This is a genomic window from Labrys miyagiensis (genome assembly GCF_030160835.1).
Taxonomy (GTDB): domain Bacteria; phylum Pseudomonadota; class Alphaproteobacteria; order Rhizobiales; family Labraceae; genus Labrys; species Labrys miyagiensis.
Genome location: NZ_BSPC01000048.1, coordinates 62,898 through 83,686, shown reverse-complemented (window position 1 = coordinate 83,686; position 20,789 = coordinate 62,898). Strand labels below are relative to the sequence as shown.

Sequence of the window (20,789 nt, the reverse complement as noted above, 5' to 3'; positions counted from 1 at the left end):
AGCAAAGGACTTGAGGTGACAGCCAGACAATTCGATGCGGTGCTTCTGGCAGGTCCGACCGCCAGCGGCAAGTCGGCTCTCGCTCTCGACCTCGCCGAACGTTTCAGCGGCAGTGTCATCAACGCCGATTCCATGCAGGTCTACCGCGATCTCCACATCCTCAGCGCCCGTCCCGACGCGAGCGAAGCGGCGCGAGCGCCTCATCTCCTCTATGGCCATGTCGACGGCGCCATCAACTATTCGGTCGGCCGCTGGCGGGCAGACGCAGCGGCGGTGTTGCGGAGCGTGCAGGACGAGGGGCGGCTGCCCATCGTGATCGGCGGTACGGGGCTCTACTTCAAGGCGCTGGAGCAGGGTCTTGCCGACATGCCGGCCGTGCCGGAAGCAGTGCGCGAGGCGATCCGCCTCAGGGCCGAACCTTTGGAAACGCCCGCGCTTCATGCGTGGCTGGCGCAGGACGATCCGGCCACCGCCGCCCGGCTGCGTCCGAGCGATCGCCAGCGCCTGATCCGCGCGCTCGAGATCTTCGCCGCGACCGGGCGTTCGTTGTCGTCCTGGCAGCAGGAGGCGCACTCCGCGCCTTTGCTCGAGGCCTCACGCTGCCTGCGCCTCTTCCTCGAACCGGAGCGGGCGTTGCTCTATGCCAAGATCGACCGGCGCTTCGACCTCATGATCGAACAGGGCGCGCTCGAGGAAGTCCGCGCTCTCGCTGCTCGCGGCCTCGATCCGGCCTTACCGGTGATGCGGGCACATGGCGTGCCCGGCCTGATCCGCCATCTTCGGGGTGAGATCCCGTTGCGCGAGGCCATGGACGGCGCTAAGGCCGACACGCGCCATTATGCCAAGCGGCAGTTCACCTGGTTCCGCCACCAGATGCCAGGCTGGCGATTCGTTTCGCCGGATGATGCGCCGGCCCTGGGGCGGGAAGCCCTCGACTGACCAGCGTTGCCACGCTACTTGATCACACGCAGCTTCGGTGTTGTCGGCGCAGCCGCCTTGGCCATTGCCTGCAGGGCTTCCAGCCAGTCCTGATGGCGGTCGAGATCGCAGAAGGCGTGTTTCAACTTGGAGTAGGCCAGATCGGGGGCGGCGCGCAGCACGATCTTCTTGTCGATGCCGCGCACACTGCAAAACAGCGCCGTGGCGAAGCAGAGTTCGGGCAAGGTCATGTAATACATGAACAGCTTCCTCCACTCATGCGCGATCTCGGGCGTCATCACCCGGCGGTCGGCCCGAAACTGCATGAGATAGAGCCCGAACCCGCAGAACACCGCGGTGAAATCCGTGCGCATTTCCTCGAATTCCGAATCGCCGGGCGGTGCGCGCTGCGCACCAAGGTCGAGGATCGCATGGGCGGTTTCGTGCGCCAGTACGGCAATCAGATCGGCCGGCACCTTGACCAGTCCGGCGTCATAGCTGATCTCCCTGCCCCGCTCGCCATGCCGATAGGTTCCCGCCGCGTCGCTCCTGGGCTGAATGCCGGTGGCTCCGCTGAACCGCCCACTCGTTCCGAGCGGCGAGAGCGTGATCGGCAGGCCGGCCATTCCGGCAAAGACCTTCACCTGCTGAAACAGGCGCTCGGCAAGGGCGTGCCCGGCAACCCCATTGATCGGAAACACCCGCTCCGACAGAGGCAGCAATTGCGCCTGCGCGAAGGCAGCCCGATGAGAGTGTGCCGTCAGGAGCCATTCGGCCTGCCCGAACATCCACTCCATGATCTCCGGATCGAGCAGCGACTTGCGCTTGAAGGGCCACATGCCTGACCTACTGTGATCGACGCCTCGATGAGGATATATTACGTTAGGTCAGCTACGCTAGGATAAGCCTTGGCGGACCGCAAGCGTTTGACAGGAAAGACGGTTTCTACAGCGATAAGCGTGCGTGAACGAAATTTAACGCCCTCATGGCAGCAGGAGGGCGCCTGTCTCTTCCATTGATAAATTCGAAGCAATATCAATAGCATAAATATAGATTGGGCGCTGCCGGGACGAAGATTGCGCGCTTACGCCAGCCTCGCCGTCGAGTTCCACCTTTTTGTTTCGATTGATCGCAGGGGCGACGTTCCTATATGCAGCCTCTCCATGGACCCGTTTGCCCAGCGGCACGGGGGTGGTGCATCATAAGGACGGAAACATGCCTTGGAGTAACCAGAGCGGCGGTGGTGGCCCCTGGGGGAGCGGCGGCGGCGGCAGCAATGGCGGCGGTGGGCGTCCCGGTGGCGGTGGCCCCTGGGGAGGCGGTCCGTCGGGCGGCGGCACCCCGCCTGACCTCGAAGACTGGCTGCGCCGGAGCAAGGACGGTCTGAGGAACCTGCAGGGCGGCGGCGGCTTCACGCCGCGCAACATCGCCATTGGCCTGGTCATTCTGGTCGCCATCTGGCTTCTGACAGGCTTCTACCGCGTGCAGCCCAACGAAGTGGGCCTCAACCTCGTCTTCGGCGATTACAAGACGCTGAGCCCGCCGGGCCTGCGCTACAACATTCCCTACCCGATCGGCACGGTCGAAAAGCTCACCGTCACCAATGTCGAGACCATCAATATCGGCGCCCGCGGTGACAGCGACAGCGATAACGAGATGCTGACCGGCGACGAGAACATCGTCAATATCGGCTTCACCGTGCAGTGGCAGATCAACCCAGCCAATCCACAGGACTATGCCTTCAACCTGGCCGATCCGCGCGGCACCATCCGCGCCGTCGCCGAGAGCGCCATGCGCGAGGCCATCGGCCAGCGCAACATCACGCCGATCCTCACCGGCGACCGCCAGGCGATCGAGCAGCAGGTACAGTCCGAAATGCAGAAGGCGCTCGACAGCTACAAAGCCGGCGTCCTCGTCCGCCTGGTGCAGTTGCAGAATGTCGACCCGCCACCCCAGGTGATCGATGCCTTCCGTGACGTCCAGGCGGCTCGCGCCGACCAGGAGAACACCATCAACCAGGCGCAGGTCTATGCCAACAAGGTGATCCCCGAGGCCAAGGGCAAGGCATCCACCATCACCCAGGCCGCCGAGGCCTACAAGGTTCAGACCATCGCCGAGGCCAGCGGTGAGGCACGGCGCTTCAACGAGGTCTACACCGCCTACCAGAAGGCCCCCATCGTCACGCGCGAGCGCATGTATCTGGAAGCCATGACGTCGGTCCTTTCCGGCACCAACAAGGTCATCGTCGACGACAAAGGTCAGAGCCAGGGTGTCGTGCCCTATCTGCCGCTCGATCAGTTGCTGAAGCGCAAACCGCCCGTGCCGCAAGCCCCGCAAGTCCAGCAAGGAGCCACGCCATGAGATCGCCTCTTGCAACCGGCGGCCTGATAGCAGTGGTCGCCGCCCTTATCCTGGTGTTCTTCTCGGCCTATACGGTCACGCCGCGCGACTACGCCCTGCCGCTGCGCTTCGGCGAGCCACAACCGGCGAAGACGGAACCGGGCCTGTACTGGAAGTGGCCCTTCATCGAGAATGTCGAGTATGTCAACAAGCAGGTTCTCGACCTCGACTCGACGCCGCAGGAAGTGATCGCCAGCGACCAGAAGCGCCTGAAGGTCGATGCCTTCGGCCGCTACCGCGTCAAGGATCCGCTGCGTTTCTTCCAGACCTCGCGTTCCGAGAAGGGCGCCGAGTTGCAGTTGTCCTCGATCCTGTCTTCGGCCGTCCGCCGGGTGCTCGGTCAGGCGACTTTCTCCGCCGTGGTGCGCGACCATCGTACCGAGCTGATGGAGAAGATCCGCTCCGAGGTTAATCGCGAGGCGGAGGGTCTGGGCATCGAGGTGGTGGATGTGCGTATTCGCGGCGCCGACCTGCCGGAAGCCAACAGCCAGGCCGTCTACAAGCGCATGCAGTCGCAGCGCCAGACCGAGGCCCAGCAGATCCGCTCGAAGGGTACGCAGGACGGCCTGGGCATCCGGGCGGACGCGGACCGCCAGGTCGCGCAGATTCTCGGTGACGCCAACGGCCAGGCTTCGGCGACCACCGGCGAGGCGGATTCACAGAGGATCAAGATCCTCGCCGATGCCTACAACAAGGATCCGGAATTCTTCCAGTTCTACTTGTCGATGCGCAATTACGTCGACGCCTTGAAGCCTGACAACACGCAGGTGTTCGTCAGCCCCAACTGGGATTATTTCCGCTATCTGCGATCGCCCGCCGTAGCGGGCGCAGCCGTCGCACCGGCCCCCCCTGCCCCAGCGGCGCCGACGACCTCGGCCCCGTCGCAATAGGCTTGACGTCGGCTCTGGATAAAGCTCCATTGCGCCGGCCGCTCCTTGCGGCCGGCGTTTTCATGGAATACCAAGAACCCTTCGTATAATGTGTGGGGCGGATGGGCATTTTCTCTTTCGGCGATTTCATCACGGCGCTGGGTCTCGCCTTCGCAATCGAAGGTCTGGTCTTTCTCGCTTTCCCTGACCCGGTGCGGAAGATGATGGTTTCGGTCGCCACCTCCCCCAACGCACAATTACGCATTGCCGGTTTCATTTCGGCCATCATCGGCATCATCATCATCTGGTGCGTGCGTGGGCTCTGACGCAGGGCCACTTTCTGTCTCTTTTGGAACAGAATGGGCACAACATCGCGTGATTGACCGGGCATGTCACGCTCGCGCCGCATTCAGCCCTTGAAATCAATTTCGATTGCTCACCACATCAGCGGCCAATCAACCTGGGAAAGCCGCATCCACCGAGGATTCTATGCTGATCGACTCCAAGAGCCTGATGCGCCGCAGCGGCGCCGTCGCCCTCGCCGCCTTGCTCGCCGCCGGCCCGGCTGCCCTGATCGCCCCACCTGCCCTCGCAGCGGCCGGGCCCCCCTCCGTTGCCGACCTGTCGGCGCAACTGATCGATGCGGTGGTCAACATCTCGACGTCGCAGACGGTCACGGCCGACAACGGCGACAATGGCGACGATGACGATGCGCCACCGCAGCAGCCTATGCCCAAGCTGCCGCCGGGAGCCCCCTTCGAGGACTTCTTCAACCAGTTCTTCAACAAGGATGGCAAGGCCCCCCCGGCCCAGCCACACAAGGCCGAGGCACTCGGCTCGGGCTTCGTCATCGACTCCTCGGGCATCATCGTCACCAACAACCATGTGATCGATGGCGCCGACGACATCGAGGTCAATTTCAACGATGGCAGCAAGCTGAAGGCCAAGCTTATCGGCCGCGACAAGAAGGTCGACGTCGCGGTTCTCAAGGTCGATCCCCCCAAGCCCCTGAAGGCGGTGAAGTTCGCCGACAGCGACAAGGTGCGCGTGGGTGACTGGGCGATGGCCATCGGCAACCCGTTCGGCCTGTCCTCGACGGTGACGCTGGGCATCATCTCGGCGCGCAACCGCGACATCAATTCGGGGCCTTACGACAACTACCTGCAGACCGACGCCGCCATCAACAAGGGCAATTCCGGTGGTCCGCTGTTCGATATGGATGGTGACGTCATCGGCATCAACACCGCCATCATCTCGCCAACCGGCGGGTCGATCGGTCTCGGCTTCTCGGTACCCGCCGCCACGGTGCAGCCGGTGATCGAGCAGCTCGAGAAATATGGCGAGACGCGCCGTGGCTGGCTGGGCGTGAAGATCCAGGGCGTGACCGACGATATCGCCGAGAGCCTCGGCATGGATCATGCCGAGGGCGCGCTGATCGCCGGGGTCGACGACAAGGGCCCCGCCAAGCCGGCCGGCCTGGAGCCAGGCGACGTCATCGTGAAATTCGACGGCCACGACATCAAGGAAATGCGCGACCTGCCTCGCATCGTCGCCGATACGCCCGTGGACAAGCAGGTCGAGGTGGTGATCCTGCGCAAGGGCCAGAGTCTCACCAAGACCGTCACGGTTGCCCGCCTCGACGAGGGCGACACGGTGATCAAGGCTTCGGCCGAACCGGCCGTGCCCCCCAAGCCCAAGACCGCCAAGGCGCTCGGCCTTGAAATGTCGGGCCTGACCAAGGACCTGCGCGACCAGTTCAAGCTCGGCAGCGATGCCAAGGGCGTGCTGATCACCAAGGTCGATGACGGCTCCCCGGCCGAGGACAAGCAGGTCAAGCCCGGCGATCTCATCCTCGAGGTCGGCCAGCAGGCCGTCTCCAGCCCCGACGACGTAACCAGGCGTCTGGACGACCTGAAGAAGACCGGCACCAAGCAGGCCCTGCTGCTGCTCTCCAACGCCCAGGGCGAACTGCATTTCGTGGCCCTGGCGCTGAACTGATCGAAATATACGGGGCCGGCCAGCGGGCCGGCACCTCTCCAAAAACGAAAGCCCCGCTCCAACACCGTGGAACGGGGCTTTCGTTTGTGGCCGGAGGCCGCGTTACTTCTTCTTGCGGAATTGGTCGAGGCTGACGATCTTTTCGCTCTCAGCCGACTTATCTTCCTCGGCCGCCGGCCCTGCCTCGGCCTCCACCACCGGAGCCGGCTCCTCGACGGCCGGCTCGGCCTTCTTGCCGCGTGCCGACCTGGAGGGGATCGCCTTCTTCACCACCGGCTCCTCGGCGGCTGATGGCACGGCCCGCACGACCGGCGGTATCGGACTGATCTCGGCAGCCACCGCGTCTTCCGGCTCGTCGACCTCGAACTTCACGCCGAAATCGACGGAAGGGTCGAAGAACGCCGTCACCGCCGCGAAAGGCACCACGAGACGCTCGGGCGCGTTGCCGAAGGACAGGCCGACCTCAAAGCCGTAATCACTGACGTTCAGATCCCAGAACTGGTGCTGGAGGACGATGGTGATCTCCTCGGGAAACTTCTCCGCCAGGCGCAGCGGAATGCTCACGCCGGGATATTGCGTTTTGAAGGAAATGAAAAAGTGATGTTCGCCGGGCAAGCCCACACGCGCGGCATCGGACAGTACGCGGCGAACCATGCCACGCAGCGCGTCCTGCGTAAGAAGATCATAACGGATATGGTCAGTACTCATCGCGCTTCTTACCAGGCCAGCACATCGGAAAGGCCTGCAGGCAGACCGGAATTGAAGTGGAGGCTTCTGTTGCCAGGTGCCTCCGAACCCCGCCTGCCGGTGCTACCCGTCAGGACTTGATTTCGGTCTAGTTACCGCTTACGCGGCAACCGCAACCGGAGCATAGTTGTCGTTGGCAACTATTGAAACGGCCCGATATCGGCGGAACCATGCCGAGCAAAAGCACACCCTTTACACCCTCGTCGATCCTATTTCGCCCCCGCCGCAACCCGCCCTTGCAGCACGGATTGGGGTGGAGGCGCCGGGTACTGCCCCCGGGTCCGATAGGTTTATTTCGATGACCGTTTATCGCCATAGCCGGCGCGAGCCGGCAAAGGGAATATAGGCTGCCTCTTCGGCAGAAAAAAGAGGCGATTGCTGCTTGTCCGTGCTTTCGTCGGAATTGCCCAACGCTCTTTGAACAGAAATATTGTGAAGGCACCTGAGAGATGACGATGAACGGGCACGCGCTGGCCATCCGGCAGGAAAGCGTCTCCTTCGGGTCCGGCGATGTTCTCGCCACCCATTGCTGCGTGCCCTGACCCAGCGCTCCCTGCAGAACTTCCGCACCGGCGGAAAGGATGCCGCGCCCGTTCATTCACGCGCCTGGGCTGATAAAACGCGCCGCGGCGCCTATCAATCGGGAACTTGGCGCGCTCGATGCGCGTTTGGGGTGCCGAGCAAGGGCGACCCCACCTAATGCGAGGCGATGACCATGGTTTGGGTGCGGGTGTTCGGCGACCACACCAGCGTGACTTTCGCGGGCAGCCAAGGTCTTCTGAAGCCGAATGTCTTCAGACCCGTCATCGCTGACGCAATATTACGATCTATACGCCTTTCGGAGGATGCCGCTGCTAATTTTACTCAACATCGTGTCGTCGGTCGCGCAGCGGACGCTGCGCGAATCAGCGATCTTGTCTCGCATTCCCCGATGCCGATGACCGCGCTCGCGCCGATCATAGGTTATGATAAGGCTGCTCATATTGCGAAGGCTGCCCACCGGAACGGTACCACGCTACTTAAAGAAGTAATGGCAGCGAAAATAATGGACAAAAGGGCAATTGAGGATGCAATCCGCCTTGCACCTATGATCACAAGAGATAAAGAATGACCGAATGGTTGTTTTTTATCAACCATTATATGGGGTAAGCTGCGTAGCCTGGGGTAGCGGCTGAATTACTCATTTAGGAGAAAATTCCTTTCAGGTAAGTTTATGGCTGAGATTGTAAATTTGGGGAGAGCTCGCAAGGCTCGGGCAAAGAGGAACGGTGAGCAGGAGGCTGCTCGGAACCGCTCAGTACATGGGCTGTCTCGAGCGCAAAAAGAAAGGCTTAAGGCGGACAAGAGAGATGCTGATAAACATCTCGAACAACACCGACTGGAGCCCAAGATTGAAGAGTGATTGGCCGCTATGAAGAGCAAAGTTGTAAAACGTTCGATCGTGATCGCCGGACACAAGACGAGTGTGTCGCTGGAGGATGCGTTTTGGGATGCGTTGAAGGAGCTCGCCGCCAAACGTGATCTGACACTCTCGGATGTCGTAGCCGAAATCGACGCCACGCGCGCCCAGGGAAACCTCTCTTCGGCGATCCGCCTGTTCGTGCTCGAGAACGTTCGTCGCGGTTGAGGCAGGCCGTCATGCCTGCCCGTTCACCGTTCCATTCGCGCATTTGGTGCAGAACAACTTGCCGACCTCACATGCGAGTCCGTGGGATCATTTGAAATCAGATCTCATGTCTTCGCCTCAGCGCTGACAGGCACCGGCCGTTCAGCGTTCGCCCGGAACGGCGAAGCCATCACCGTCTTCCAGGTCCCGACATCGCGACCTTTCCCGAAACCGCCACCGGGCTCTCCCACCCTGCGATCTGTTTCCATCACATCCTCGCGCGTCTGGCGGCGGATCCGGCTGCAGACCGGGTCCGCACATCTTACGGCGCCACAGGCTGTGGCGGGGCACCGGGTGATTGCGGTCCGGCGCTTGGCACGTTCGGCGCCGGCATTACGGTGGTGGGTGCGGGCACCACCGGCGTCACCGGCAGGCTGTTGAGGGACGGCATCTTCATCACGGGCGCGCCCCGTCCGCCAATCTGCGGTACGGGTGCGGGCGCCGGGCCCACCGCCGCTGGTGGCAGTTGATCCTTGGGCGGGCCCGCCGGCCCAGGTTGCAGCAGAAGGGCCTTGAGGCGGGCGGCATCGATCGCCTTCTGCATCTGGGCCGCCTCGGCACGGCGAGCCTCGTCGGCAGCCTTCTCCTCCGCCTGGCGCTGGGCCTCCAGCTGTTCGAGCTTGCGCGCCTGCTGCTCGGCGCCCCTGATGCTCAGCCAGGCGACCAGGCCGGAGACATCGACATCGCGCTGCAGATTGTCGATCGCGCCGCGGATCTGCACCGGGATGGAAGGCGACGGACCGCCGAAGCCGTCGGCCATGTCGGCCGGCATCAACGCGACATCGCTCTTCACCGTCAGGTCGGAAAGGTCGAGCAAGCCCGACAACGTCACCGTGCTGTTGGCCGAGGCCGTGCGTGTGGAAGAAAGGCGCAGGATCCCGCCCGCGAGCGAGACATTGCCGGTGATCGGGCTGACATTCAGCGCCTCGCCGGCAAGACTTTGCATGAAGGCGGGCTTCACATGCATGGGATCGTTGGCAAGGCCGCCATCGACAGCAGCGACTGTCTCCTTGAAGGCGTTCTCCGAAAAGCCCGACAGTACCGGCTCCTTCAGCTCCAATGTGCCGCCACCGGTCAACGACGACATCAAGCTGTCAGCCGAACGGCCCGTTCCCTGGAAATCGAGGCCCGCATTCAGCCTGCCACTGACATCCGGCGTCCTGAGATCGACATCTTGCAGGTTGAAGCGGCCCGTGACGGCGGTATCGAGGGCCGCTCGCGAGAGCTGCAAGGCCCCTGTGACGGTGCCGCCGCCAACGCTGGCCGTGAAATTGTCGACGGCGACGGACCGAGGGCCGAAACTCACCTCACCCTTTACGTCGCTGAGATCGGGCAGGCGATGCGACAGCTGCAGGGCCTGGGCCGAGACACTCAGGTGCCCGGCCAGATTGTCGAGGGCGGTCGGCCCGAATGCCTCATCCGAGAAGGCATTGCCGCTGGCATTGCCGGCGCCGAGATCCGCACCCGCCAGCAAGGAGCCCAGGACCTGGCCATCGGCTTCCGCGAAGCTCAGCTGGCCATCGAGACGCAGCGGCTTGCCGGCATTGACCGTGAGCGAGCCGCTCACCGGCATGCCGAGCAGCGTGCCGAACAAATTGTCGAAGGCAAAGTGCCCTGCCCGCATGTGCATGCCCGAGGAGAGCGTCACGCCCTGCGCTGGCGTCACACCTGGCAGCGCCACGCCGAAAAGCCGGGCGGGCGCGAGGATATCATCCGCCCCCGCGGTTATCTGCCCGTCGAGAGCCGGCGCCTCGAAAGATCCGGTCATCTGGCCCTTGCCGCCGAGATCGAGGCCGGCGCCCTTGAAGGCGGCGGTCCAGCTCATGGCGCCGCCGGGCACGCCGGACAGATTCATGTCGAGCGAGGCACGGCCGGGAATGTTTCCGACGGCAAGGACAAGCCCCGCCTGGCGCAATAGCGTCGCCAAGTCGAGGCTGTCGGCTTTCAGCTTCACGGCGACCGCGGACTGGCCGGACCCGCTGCCGAGATCGGTATCGAGCTGGATGACGCTGCCGCCGAACTTGCCATCGACCGAATAGCGCTCCGAATTGCCAAAGGCGATGACAAGATTGCCGTTGGCTGGCGAAAGCGATGCGGCCCTGTCGGCAAAGGCATTGACCCAGAAGGGTGGCAGGGCGCTGCGCTTCAATGTGGCGGCTAGACCCGTCAGGTCACGCCCGTTCAGGCTGATGCGGATCTCGCCCTGCGGCAGCACGCTGATATTGTCGATATGGCCGTTCGCGGTGAGATTGGCGCCGCCGAGATCGTTCACCACCACGTCCTCGAGGGCGATCAGCTTGCCGCCGGCCTTGATATGACCGCTCACGGACTTTGCTTCGATGCCCGCAAGAGCCAGCTCCTGGGCCTGGAGCCTGATATCGGCCTCGCTGAAAATGTCGCTGCTGCCAGGCAGCAAGGCGGCGACGGAGGGCAAGGCATCGAGGTCGATACGTTGTGCGGCGAGATTGGCTTCGACGCGGCCCGCGGCCCGCCCTTGCGCGAGGCGGCTCCAGGCAAGCTCGCCCTTGACGGCGGCATTGTCGACCGCGAGCGTCAGCTGGGAAAGGTTGACCTTGTTGGCGTCCGCCGCCAGGTTCGCCTGCAATGTCAGCTTCTTGGCGGCATCCGGCCGGCCGAGCACGGGCTGGCCCTGGAGCCAGCCGATCAGGCCGGTGGCGCGATTGGAATTCAGGCTGAGATTGCCCTTGAAGCCGCCGCCATCATCGTTCACATCACCGGCAAGCAACAGGTGCGACTGGCCGGGCAGATCGGCCTCGAGGCGATCGACCTGCAGCTTGCCATCATTCATGCGCAGGCTGGCGCGGGCATTGCGCATCAGTTCGCTGCCGAGCATCAGGCCCTGCACCGACAGATCGAGATGCGAGGAGGCCGAGAGATCGGAAAGGCCCGGAATGGCCTTGGCGAGCCGCGCCAGCACGGCGGCCGGCGGCAGACGCTGGTCGGGGCCGATGCCGGCGAAACGGTCGAGTTGCAATTGCTTGCCCGACAGCGTGCTCTCCAGCACCGTGCGGGTGCCGAAGGACATGTTCAGCGTACCGTCCAGCTTGAGGGAGGTCTCATCCGGGCCGATCTGGACCGCGACCTTGTCGGAGATCAAGCCGGCCGGTGACGCGGTGACCGGACCGCTCACGCTCCAGGGCGTCTGGTTTTCGCCCGAAGCGTCAGCCGAAGTGTCACCCCCATTACCCTTGCTGGCGAAGAGCGGCCGCATAAGCGTCGCATTGCCAGCGAAAGTCGGCTTGCCATCCGCGATTCTGATCTCGCCATCGAGATCGAGGGTCACCGGCCTGTCGGCCGGAACGACCGTGAGGCGCAGATGCAAGCCGGCTTTGTCGGCCGTTCCGGTGGTCAGCTTGACGGTATGAGGGACGCCCGCGAATTGGACGCCGCCCTCGGCCTTGTAGGGTCCGAAGACCGAGCCGCCCTCGCCCACGAGATTGATGCCCGACAGCGTGATATCCTGGCCATCGGCCTTGTTGACATAATGGAGCGAGCCGCCGTTGAGCTCGAAATTTTCGACGGCTGCATCGAGAGAAACCGCGTTCTGGGCGAGCGGCGCGACCAGCCCTTGGTCATCGGCGATAACGGTCAGCACCGGGCTACGGACCACGACATTCGACAGATCGATATCGCCGCGCAGCAGGCCGCCAAGGCTGACATCCCCATCGATCCCCGCGACCTTAAGCTTGGTGGAACCGTAGGGGTCGCCGATCGAGACATCGCCGAGAGAGAGCCAGGGCTGCGGCAGGATCCGCGCCTGGATCGGGCCCTTGATGATCACGGGCGTACCGAAATGCTCGGACAGGCGGGCGCCAATGTCGTCGCGCCAAGCGTTCCAATCCATATAGAGCGGCGCGGTAAACAGGGCCGCAAACGCCAGGATCAACAAGAAACCAACAACGGTGAGCGCCTCGCGCACGCCGAACTTCCTTTCCTTCAGCCCAAAATTGTACCTGCCCTAGGAGCACGGCACTCCCTGGCATTGAGCCCACTCGTGAATCTCATCCAATCTTCGGACCATACGCGAAAATTGAGACAAATCGAAACTATCAACAGGAAGAAAGTGTGATCTGCACAAGAAGCGGGCGCAGTTCACATTTTCACCAAAACTTTAGATTTCATTAAGGCTCGCAGAAATTTTGTGCTATTAAAATGGATACCGGGATAAATGCAAAAGCATGAGCCGGTTGGGCTGTTTCCGGATGATCCCACAACAAAAAGAGGGATCCCCGGGATAGGGGTGGTCGATTTCGTGACCATCGTCATAACAGCGTCGCGTCAATAGAGGAACGGTATCTCTCGCTTTCAGTGAGGTGGGTACGCAATGTTACGCTTGATCAGCTCCGCCGGAGTCGCATTGGCGTTGGGCGTTTTCGGCGCAGGCTTCTACACGGTTGGCACTCACACGATCCAAAATCCGTTGGCTCGGAGTGAACCTACCAGTCGTGTTGCGGCGGCAAACATGCTCGTGTTTCTTTCAGTGGACAAGCAGACCCAGCAGGCGGGCTATCTCGATGGCCGGCCGGTCCCCTCCGGGTTGACAATGCCGATCATCGTTCGTGTCAAGCCGAAGGATGCTACTGAAGGAACAAAGGCTGTTGGCCAGCCCGTGGTGGTGACGCCATAGCAAGTGGCATTTTCTGACGATGCGTTCCGGTCTCGCTGGGAGCCGGATCCCCTGAGGAGAGTGCCAATGACAGAACAGAATTTTGCGGCAGGCGGGTGTTTTTAGGGAGAACACCCGCCTGTTGCATGTCTAGAGCAAACTGCGTTCAGGCAGAAGCGGATTTCAAGATTAACTTACTGGTATCAAAAGAATTTTTCGATTCTTGGTGCTTCGATCTGAAAGTAAGACGCTCCGGCCCCATTCACGGGTCTTCTCCTGCCCGCCAGCTCAATCCGAAAAGATCTTCCCCGGGTTCATGATGCCCTTGGGGTCGAGCGCCTGCTTGATCGCCCGCATGGCGGCGAGTGCCGCTTCGCCGTGCTCGGCCTTCAGATATTTGCGCTTGCCCTGCCCCACCCCATGCTCGCCGGTGCAGGTTCCCCCCATGGCAAGTGCGCGGGTCACCATGCGCTCCAGGAAGGCCTCGCAGGCCCTGACCTCGCGGGGATCGTCGACATCGATGATCGGCTGGACATGGAAATTGCCATCGCCGACATGGCCGACGATGGGGGCGATCAACCCGGTCTCGTCGATGTCGCGGCGCGTCTCGGCCACGCATTCGGCCAGGCGCGACAGCGGCACGCAGACGTCGCTCGCCACGCTCCGTCCGCCCGGCCGTAGGGCGGCGCCCGACCAATAGGCGTTGTGGCGGGCGGTCCAGAGCTTGGTGCGCTCCTCCGGCTTGGTGGCCCAGGAGAAGGGGCCACCGCCATGGTCGGTGGCAATCTCGCCGAACCGTTCGGCCTGTTCGGCAACGCCCGCCTCGCTGCCGTGAAATTCCAGGAACAGCATCGGCACCTCCGGCAGGTCGAGACCGGAATAGGCATTGGCCGCTTTCACCATCAGGGCATCGAGCAATTCGATGCGTGCCACCGCGAGGCCCGACTGGATGGTGGCGATCACGGCATCGCAGGCTTCCTTCTCGGTGGCAAAGGGGCAGATCCCGGCGCTGATGGCCTCGGGAATGCCATGCAGACGCAGAGTCACTTCGGTGATGATGCCGAGCGTGCCTTCCGAACCGACGAGAAGGCGCGTCAGATCATAGCCGGCCGAGCTCTTCTTGGCCCGGCTTGCGGTGGCGATGATCTCGCCATTGGCGAGCACGGCGCGCAAGGACAGGACATTGTCCTTCATCGTGCCGTAGCGCACCGCATTGGTGCCGGAGGCGCGCGTCGCCGCCATGCCGCCAATGGAGGCATCGGCGCCGGGATCGATGGGGAAGAACAGGCCCTGGTCGCGCAGATAGTCGTTGAGCTGCTTGCGGGTGACGCCTGGCTGCACCACGACGTCGAGATCCTCGGCATGCACGGCGACGATCGCATTCATACGGCTGGTGTCGACGCTGATGCCGCCCTCCGGCGCATTCACATGCCCTTCAAGACCGGTACCGGTGCCATAGGCAATGACGGGCACATTATGGTCGGCGCACAGGCGCACGATCTCGGCGACCTCGGCCTCGCTTTCAGGAAAGACCACACCATCCGGCGCCTGAGGCGGCAGCCAGGTCAGGACGCTCGCATGTTGATCGCGCAGCGCTTGGCCGATCGAAAATCGCGATCCGAAGCGCGAGGCGAGCCGGTCGCATACTAATCCAAGGTCATCGGCTGTGTACCGCCGGGCCTTTTCGCCAGAATCAACCATATTATGCTGCTTTTTCTTGAGGTATTGTTCATTTTGCATACACTGAGTTCAGAGGCCAGCGCGAGGGTCTGCTCTCAACCAGGGTCAGGAGTCTCAATACCGGTTCCAGGTCCGCGCGATCCCAGAAGAAAATCTGTTGCGTGGGAGCGAAAATGTTTGACACCAATAAGCTACCAGCACTGTTCTTTGCGCCTTTCGTCTCCTCCTCCATGCGCATCGAGCCGCACTGGATCGATTATAACGGCCATCTGAACATGGCCTATTATCATGTCCTGTTCGACAACGCGCTCGGCGAGGCGCTTTCGCTTGTCGGCCTGGGCGAAGACTATATGGAGCAGCGTGGCATGTCCTTCTTCACAGGGGAAGTCCATGTCATCTACAAGCGTGAACTGCATCTCGACGATCCCGTGCGCGTGCGCCTCCAGCTCGTCGGCTACGACGAGAAGCGCCTGCATATCTACGAGGAGCTGTGCCACGCCACCGAAGGCTGGGTGTCAGCCACCTGCGAGCTGATTTCGCTCAATATCGATCTGGCGACCCGGCGCGTCGCCCCCTTCCCCGGCGACATCATCGACAATCTCGCCGAGATGCGCTCTTCACATGATTATCTGCCGACGCCCGAGATTATCGGCAGTGCCATCCGCCGGCCTGCGCCAATCAACCGGCAATAAGCTTGCTGAGTGGGCGGCGCAGCAATACGGGCCTGTGCACCAGCGAAACCAGCACGAAGCTGACGATCATCAGAAGATACCAGGCGCCGAGCTTGCCGAAGGAGACGAGCGCAAAGCCGCGATGCTGGTTCGGATAGATCCAGACCTGGCTGAAGCTGCCGATATTCTCGGCGATCCAGATGAACAGCGCCACCAGGAAGAAACCGAGCAGCAGCGGCATCGAGCGCCGCTCACGGTCCACCGTGAAATAGACCTGCGTGTTCCGGAACAGCCAGGCAATCCATGCGAACAGCGCGAGGCGGATATCCGGCAGGAAGTGATGGGTGAAGAAATTCACATAGATCAGTCCGGCCAGAAGAAGCGTCCAGCGCATGCGTGGATAGGCGCTGTAATGGAAATCGAACAGCCTGGCGGCCTGGGCGATATAGCTGCCGACCGCCGAATAAAGAAAGCCTGAGAAGAGCGGCACCAGGCCAATCTTCAGCACGCTCGCCTCTGGATAGGTCCAGGAGCCGACGGTGGTCTTGTAGATCTCCATGATCGTGCCGACGAGATGGAAGACGGCGATCACCGCCGCCTCCTCCCAGGTCTCGAGCTTCAGGACCAGCAACAGGCCCTGGATACCGAACGCGGCGAAGACCAGGAAGTCGTAGCGGCTGAGCCAGGGCTGCGCCGGATCATAGAAACGCGTGGCCAGGATGAGGGCCAGGAACGAGCCTCCGAAGAGACAGGCGGAAGCCTGCTTGAGCCCAAACAGCCAGAATTCGCGGAGGAAGAGCTTGAGGAGCGCCATGCCAAAGGTTGACACTCTGGCGGGCAGCCCTGATGCAGGACGAATGCTCCAAATGTGGAAATGCCGCATGCGCCATGAAGCTGCAAAACCATGCAACCTGACCAAAAACCTGCCAACAACTGATTGAAATATAACCGTTATTCTTGATATTAAAAATACTTGCTTGACAGGGAACTCTGCGCCAATCTTGAGGCGCTGTGGCCGGCAACAACGCTTATCATACAACCATTGGTTATCGGCCAGCCGGGAACAGAAATTGGCCAGAGGGGTGTCAGCCATGAGATTTCTGAAATATGTTCGACGGAATGCTTACGCGGCCGTAGGGGCGGGCCTGCTGATGTGGACTTCCCCTGTTCTTGCAGCCTCGCCGGAGTCCACGGACCCAATCAAGATCGCCCTTTTCGATTGGACCAGCGTCAATATCAACGCCAAGATCCTGGGCGGCGTTCTCGAAAAGCTTGGATATACGGTCGAATACCCGACGGCCGACTATCTCTCCAGCCTGACCACCGGTCTCACCAATGGCGACCTCACGCTGGGCATGGAATTTTGGGACACCACGGCCGGGGAAGCCATGAAGGCCTCCGACGCCACCAAGCAGACGGAGCGTCTCGGCAAACTTGGGCCGAAGGCGAAGGAGGAATGGTGGTATCCCCTCTACATGAAGGAGAAATGCCCCAGCCTGCCCGACTGGCATGCCCTGCTCGATCCCAAATGCGCCGAAGCCTTTTCGACGCCCGATACAGCACCGAAGGGGCGCTATCTCGGCGGCCCGGTGACCTGGGAGGGCTTCGACGATGAACGTGTCGCGGCGCTGAAGCTGCCCTTCACGGTGATCCATGCCGGCACTGATGGCGCGATGTTCGCCGAGCTCGATTCCGCCTATCAGCGCAAGGCGCCGATCATGCTGTGGATCTATTCGCCGCATTGGGCACCGGCCAAATATCAGGGCGAATGGGTGCAATTCCCCGAATATGAGCCGCCCTGCTATACGGACCCGAAATGGGGCGTCAATCCGGACGCGAAATATGACTGCGGCAAGCCCCATGGCGAGATCTGGAAATATTCCTGGGCCGGCATGAAGGACAAATGGCCGACCGCCTACAAGGTGGCCAAGGCCTATACGATCGACACCGCGGAGCTCAACAAGATGAGCGGCCAGGTCGATCTCGACGGCAAGAGCATCGACGATGTCGCGGCCGCCTGGATCGCCGACCATGAGGCAACCTGGCAGGCTTGGGCGAAGTAAGTCCCAATCAGAGAGTAGCAAGATCCGCTGGAGGCTCGGCAGCAGACGAGCCCCCAGCCCGCTTATTTCTCGCGAAAGGCAGCCGGGATGCATGGCGCAGTGGCACCCTCGGGCATGCAGGCATCGCAGCGGCGGGTGAAGCTCGCCTGCCGCGGTCTGTGGAAGGTTTTCGGGCACAACGCGGCGCATGTCCTGGCGCTGCACAAACACCAGCCCTCCGAGGAGGACCTGGCCAGGGCCAGCCTCGTCGCCGCCGTCCGCCAGTCTGAGCTGACGGTGCATGAGGGCGAGATCTTCATCATCATGGGCCTGTCGGGGTCGGGCAAGTCGACCCTGCTGCGCTGTCTCTCCCGCCTCATCGAGCCAACCGCCGGCGAGGTCGAGTTCGACGGCAGGAATCTGCTGGCGGCAAGCGAAGCCGAGATGATCGAGCTGCGCCGCCACAAGATGGGCATGGTCTTCCAGAACTTCGCCCTGCTGCCGCATCTTACCGTGATCGAGAACGTCGCCTTTCCCCTGGCGGTTCAGGGCGTGGCCAAGCCCGAGCGTCTCAGGCGGGCGCAGGAAATGGTGGAACTCGTGGGCTTGCAAGGCCGCGAGGGCTTCTATCCGCGCGAGCTTTCCGGTGGCCAGCAGCAGCGTGTCGGCATCGCCCGCAGCCTTGCGGTGGGGCCGGAACTCTGGTTCCTCGACGAGCCCTTCTCTGCGCTCGATCCCCTCATCCGCCGCGAGATGCAGGACGAGTTGGTCCGCCTGCAGACGGCGCTGAAGAAGACCATCGTCTTCATCACCCATGATTTCGACGAGGCCATCCGCCTCGCCGATCGCGTCGCCATCATGAAGGACGGCGCCATCATCCAGACCGGCACGCCCGAGGAACTCGTCACCCGGCCGGCCACCGATTACGTGGCGGACTTCACCCGCGACGTGCAGCGAGCCAAGGTGGTCTCTGCCGGCGGCCTGATGCGGCCGGCTACCCCTGGCACGAGCCATGCCGGCACGCTGGCCCGAAGCGCCAAGGTCGCCACCTTTGCTGCTGAGGTGATCGGCGCCGGCGCGCCCTTCGCGGTGGTGGACCCCGCCGGCCTCATCCTGGGCGAGGTTACGCCGGCGGCCGTGCTCGACATCCTCACCGGCACCGACCAGCGCAGGACGGCGGCTTGAGCAACCTCGCGCCCACCGCTATCGCCGAACCGCAGGCGCAAGCCCGCCGCGCCTCAGCCTGGCCGCTCGTCTGGGCCCTCGCCCTGGCCTTTGCCCTCGCCCTCTATCTCATGCGCGACCAGATCCCCTGGGCCAATGCCTGGCCGGAGAGCGATGCCCTGCCCTTCGCGCCCTGGCTCTCGGCTATGATGGCCTGGCTGAAGGTCAATTTCACCTGGGCGACACGCGCCATCGCCGCGGTTCTCGACGTGCCCCTGGAGGTCACCTTCGGGCTGCTGGCCAAGCCCACCAAACTGGTGCTCGCGGGCACCAGTTTCATGGTGCCGACCCTGTCCTGGGCAGGGGTGATCGCTGCAGGGATCATCGCAGGCCATGCGGCGGGAGGCAGGAGGCTCGCTTTGCTGATAGCCGCCTGCCTCGGCTATATTGCCCTGTTCGGCCAGTGGCAGAGCGCCATGCTCTCCCTCGCCCTCATCGTCATCGCCGTGCCGCTCTGCGTCATTGTCGGCCTGCTGCTCGGCATCCTCGCCTGGCGCTCGCCGCGGATTGAAAAGCTCGCGGTGACGCCGCTGCTCGACCTCATGCAGACTATCCCGACTTTCGCGTATCTCATTCCGATGCTGATCCTTTTCGGCAACAGCCCGGTCTCGGCGATGATCGCCACCAGCATCTTCGCTACCCCGCCCATGGTGCGGGCAACCATGGTGGCGCTCTCGCGCGTGCCGGCGGAGATCGGCGACTTTGCCGTGATGGCCGGCTGCACGCCGCGCCAAAGGCTGTGGCGGGTGCTGATCCCGACCGCCCGGCCGATGCTGATGGTCGGCGTCAACCAGGTGATCATGCTGGCGCTGAACATGGTGATCATCTCCTCGATGATCGGCGCCGGCGGCCTCGGCTATGACGTGCTTCTCGCCCTCCGCGCTCTCAAGATCGGCCAAGGCATGGAGGCCGGGCTTGCCATCGTGGTGCTCGCCATTGCGCTCGACCGGCTTTCGCAGGCTTTCGCTTCGAAGGGCGGCGCGCCCGTGCACCATGCCCAGAGATCCCTGCTGGCGCGACACCCGCATCTCGTCCTGGCACTGACGGTTTTGCTGCTGACCACGCTGGCGAGCCTCGTCCTGCCCGTCTTCGCCAAGTTCCCGCCAGGCTGGACCCTGTCGACAGCGCCCTGGTGGAAGGCGGCAGTCGACTGGATCACCGTGCATTTCTTCGACTGGATCGAGGCCTTCCGCGTCGCCCTGCTCCTCTACGTCCTCAACCCCATGCGTGCCTTCTGCGAGGGCTTTCCCTGGCTTGGCGCCCTCGTGCTGCTGGCGCTGGCCGGCTACCGGCTCGGCGGCTGGCGGCTCGCCGGACTGGTCGGCCTGCTGGTGCTGTTCTGCGCCTCTTGCGGCCTGTGGGAGAAGACGATGTCGACCGTCTATCTCTGCGGCGTCTCGGCGATCATCGCTTTGCTGATCGGCATTCCCATCGGCGTGTGGGCCTCGCGCAGCGACCGCGTCTTTGGCTTCATCGAACCGATCGTCGATACGCTGCAGACGCTGCCTTCCTTCTGCTTCATCATCCCGATCGTCATGCTCTTCCGTGTCGGCGACGTCACCGCCTTGATCGCCACCGTGTCCTTCGCCATCGTGCCGGCGATCCGCTACACCAATCACGGCCTGCGCCAGGTGCCGCCCACCTTGATCGAGGCGGCCAAGACGGCCGGCTGCACGCGACGCCAGACCTTCTGGCGCGTGCAACTGCCGATGGCGCTGCCCGAGGTGCTGCTTGGCCTGAACCAGACCATACTGCTCTCGCTCAGCATGATCATCATCTGTGCGATGATCGGCACGCGCGATCTCGGCCAGGAAGTATTCATTGCGCTGGCCAAGGCGGATGCAGGGCGCGGCATCGTCGCCGGTCTCGCCATCGCCTTCATCGGCATCGTCGCCGACCGCCTGATCGGCGGCGCCAGCGCGGCGGCGCGCAAACGGTTGGGGTGAG

Annotated in this window: 18 protein-coding genes and 1 other RNA gene; 13 read left to right on the top strand and 6 right to left on the bottom strand. The window is 62.9% G+C overall.

The annotated features are described in order from the left end of the window. Positions 1-15 precede the first annotated feature (15 nt). Positions 16-939, top strand: coding sequence for a tRNA (adenosine(37)-N6)-dimethylallyltransferase MiaA (gene miaA / locus QQL24_RS21580; protein WP_284314359.1), 924 nt, complete (start codon positions 16-18; stop codon positions 937-939). 14 nt (positions 940-953) lie between these two features. Here miaA and QQL24_RS21575 read toward each other — a convergent pair whose 3' ends face one another. Then, a complete protein-coding gene (locus tag QQL24_RS21575; protein WP_284314358.1) occupies positions 954-1,757 on the bottom strand; it encodes a hypothetical protein in 804 nt (267 codons plus the stop codon). Positions 1,758-2,133: 376 nt separating this feature from the next. On the opposite strand from QQL24_RS21575, the gene hflK reads away from it, so the two are divergent. From hflK to QQL24_RS21555, 4 genes are all read left to right on the top strand, one after another. Further along, complete coding sequence (hflK, locus tag QQL24_RS21570; protein WP_284314357.1) at positions 2,134-3,279, top strand: FtsH protease activity modulator HflK; 1,146 nt, start codon at positions 2,134-2,136, stop codon at positions 3,277-3,279. Beyond that, complete coding sequence (gene hflC, locus QQL24_RS21565; protein WP_284314356.1) at positions 3,276-4,208, top strand: protease modulator HflC; 933 nt, start codon at positions 3,276-3,278, stop codon at positions 4,206-4,208. Before hflK ends, hflC begins: the two co-directional genes overlap by 4 nt. A 101-nt stretch (positions 4,209-4,309) precedes the next feature. Continuing rightward, complete coding sequence (locus QQL24_RS21560) at positions 4,310-4,513, top strand: DUF2065 domain-containing protein (RefSeq protein WP_284314355.1); 204 nt, start codon at positions 4,310-4,312, stop codon at positions 4,511-4,513. Positions 4,514-4,676: 163 nt separating this feature from the next. Further along, positions 4,677-6,185, top strand: coding sequence for a DegQ family serine endoprotease (locus QQL24_RS21555; protein ID WP_431310730.1), 1,509 nt, complete (start codon positions 4,677-4,679; stop codon positions 6,183-6,185). A gap of 102 nt (positions 6,186-6,287) precedes the next feature. On the opposite strand, the gene QQL24_RS21550 is transcribed toward QQL24_RS21555, so the two are convergent. Together QQL24_RS21550 and ssrA are read right to left on the bottom strand one after the other, a co-directional pair. Next, positions 6,288-6,893 carry an SspB family protein gene (locus tag QQL24_RS21550; RefSeq protein ID WP_284314354.1) on the bottom strand — a complete coding sequence of 202 codons (606 nt, stop codon included), beginning with the start codon at positions 6,891-6,893 and terminating at the stop codon, positions 6,288-6,290. A 55-nt stretch (positions 6,894-6,948) separates the two neighbouring features. Next, positions 6,949-7,304: a transfer-messenger RNA gene (gene ssrA / locus QQL24_RS21545) on the bottom strand. 337 nt (positions 7,305-7,641) lie between these two features. Here ssrA and QQL24_RS21540 point away from each other — a divergent pair. The 3 genes from QQL24_RS21540 to QQL24_RS21530 all read left to right on the top strand — a co-directional run bounded on the left by QQL24_RS21540 (position 7,642) and on the right by QQL24_RS21530 (position 8,559). Beyond that, positions 7,642-8,043: a lyase family protein gene (locus QQL24_RS21540; RefSeq protein ID WP_284314353.1), complete on the top strand. Its 402-nt coding sequence runs from the start codon at positions 7,642-7,644 to the stop codon at positions 8,041-8,043. Positions 8,044-8,145: 102 nt separating this feature from the next. After that, the gene (locus tag QQL24_RS21535) at positions 8,146-8,334 is read left to right on the top strand and encodes a DUF4169 family protein (RefSeq protein WP_284314352.1); all 189 of its coding nucleotides are present in this window, start codon (positions 8,146-8,148) and stop codon (positions 8,332-8,334) included. A gap of 9 nt (positions 8,335-8,343) precedes the next feature. Beyond that, on the top strand, positions 8,344-8,559 hold the full coding sequence (locus tag QQL24_RS21530) for a ribbon-helix-helix domain-containing protein (RefSeq protein ID WP_284314351.1): 216 nt from the start codon (positions 8,344-8,346) through the stop codon (positions 8,557-8,559). A 301-nt stretch (positions 8,560-8,860) separates the two neighbouring features. Here QQL24_RS21530 and QQL24_RS21525 read toward each other — a convergent pair whose 3' ends face one another. After that, on the bottom strand, positions 8,861-12,538 hold the full coding sequence (locus QQL24_RS21525; protein ID WP_284314350.1) for an AsmA family protein: 3,678 nt from the start codon (positions 12,536-12,538) through the stop codon (positions 8,861-8,863). A gap of 405 nt (positions 12,539-12,943) precedes the next feature. Between QQL24_RS21525 and QQL24_RS21520 the strand changes: the two genes are divergently transcribed. Then, entirely contained in the window at positions 12,944-13,246 is a 303-nt protein-coding gene (locus QQL24_RS21520) for a hypothetical protein (protein ID WP_284314349.1), read from the top strand. Between the two features lie 267 nt (positions 13,247-13,513). Here the strand turns inward: QQL24_RS21520 and QQL24_RS21515 are convergent, their stop codons facing one another. Beyond that, positions 13,514-14,926: an FAD-binding oxidoreductase gene (locus QQL24_RS21515; protein ID WP_284314348.1), complete on the bottom strand. Its 1,413-nt coding sequence runs from the start codon at positions 14,924-14,926 to the stop codon at positions 13,514-13,516. 152 nt (positions 14,927-15,078) lie between these two features. Here QQL24_RS21515 and QQL24_RS21510 point away from each other — a divergent pair, with 152 nt between their 5' ends. Then, on the top strand, positions 15,079-15,597 hold the full coding sequence (locus tag QQL24_RS21510) for a thioesterase family protein (RefSeq protein WP_284314347.1): 519 nt from the start codon (positions 15,079-15,081) through the stop codon (positions 15,595-15,597). Here the strand turns inward: QQL24_RS21510 and QQL24_RS21505 are convergent. Next, on the bottom strand, positions 15,584-16,390 hold the full coding sequence (locus QQL24_RS21505; RefSeq protein WP_284314346.1) for a DUF817 domain-containing protein: 807 nt from the start codon (positions 16,388-16,390) through the stop codon (positions 15,584-15,586). The two genes, QQL24_RS21510 and QQL24_RS21505, sit on opposite strands and share 14 nt — an antisense overlap. A 337-nt stretch (positions 16,391-16,727) precedes the next feature. On the opposite strand from QQL24_RS21505, the gene QQL24_RS21500 reads away from it, so the two are divergent. The 3 genes from QQL24_RS21500 (at position 16,728) to QQL24_RS21490 (ending at position 20,788) form a co-directional block, all read left to right on the top strand. Beyond that, positions 16,728-17,639, top strand: a complete 912-nt coding sequence (locus QQL24_RS21500) for an ABC transporter substrate-binding protein (RefSeq protein ID WP_284314485.1) — start codon at positions 16,728-16,730, stop codon at positions 17,637-17,639. 87 nt (positions 17,640-17,726) lie between these two features. After that, positions 17,727-18,803, top strand: a complete 1,077-nt coding sequence (locus tag QQL24_RS21495; RefSeq protein WP_284314345.1) for a quaternary amine ABC transporter ATP-binding protein — start codon at positions 17,727-17,729, stop codon at positions 18,801-18,803. A 20-nt stretch (positions 18,804-18,823) separates the two neighbouring features. Further along, on the top strand, positions 18,824-20,788 hold the full coding sequence (locus QQL24_RS21490; protein ID WP_431310731.1) for an ABC transporter permease: 1,965 nt from the start codon (positions 18,824-18,826) through the stop codon (positions 20,786-20,788). The last annotated feature ends 1 nt before the right edge of the window (position 20,789 follow it).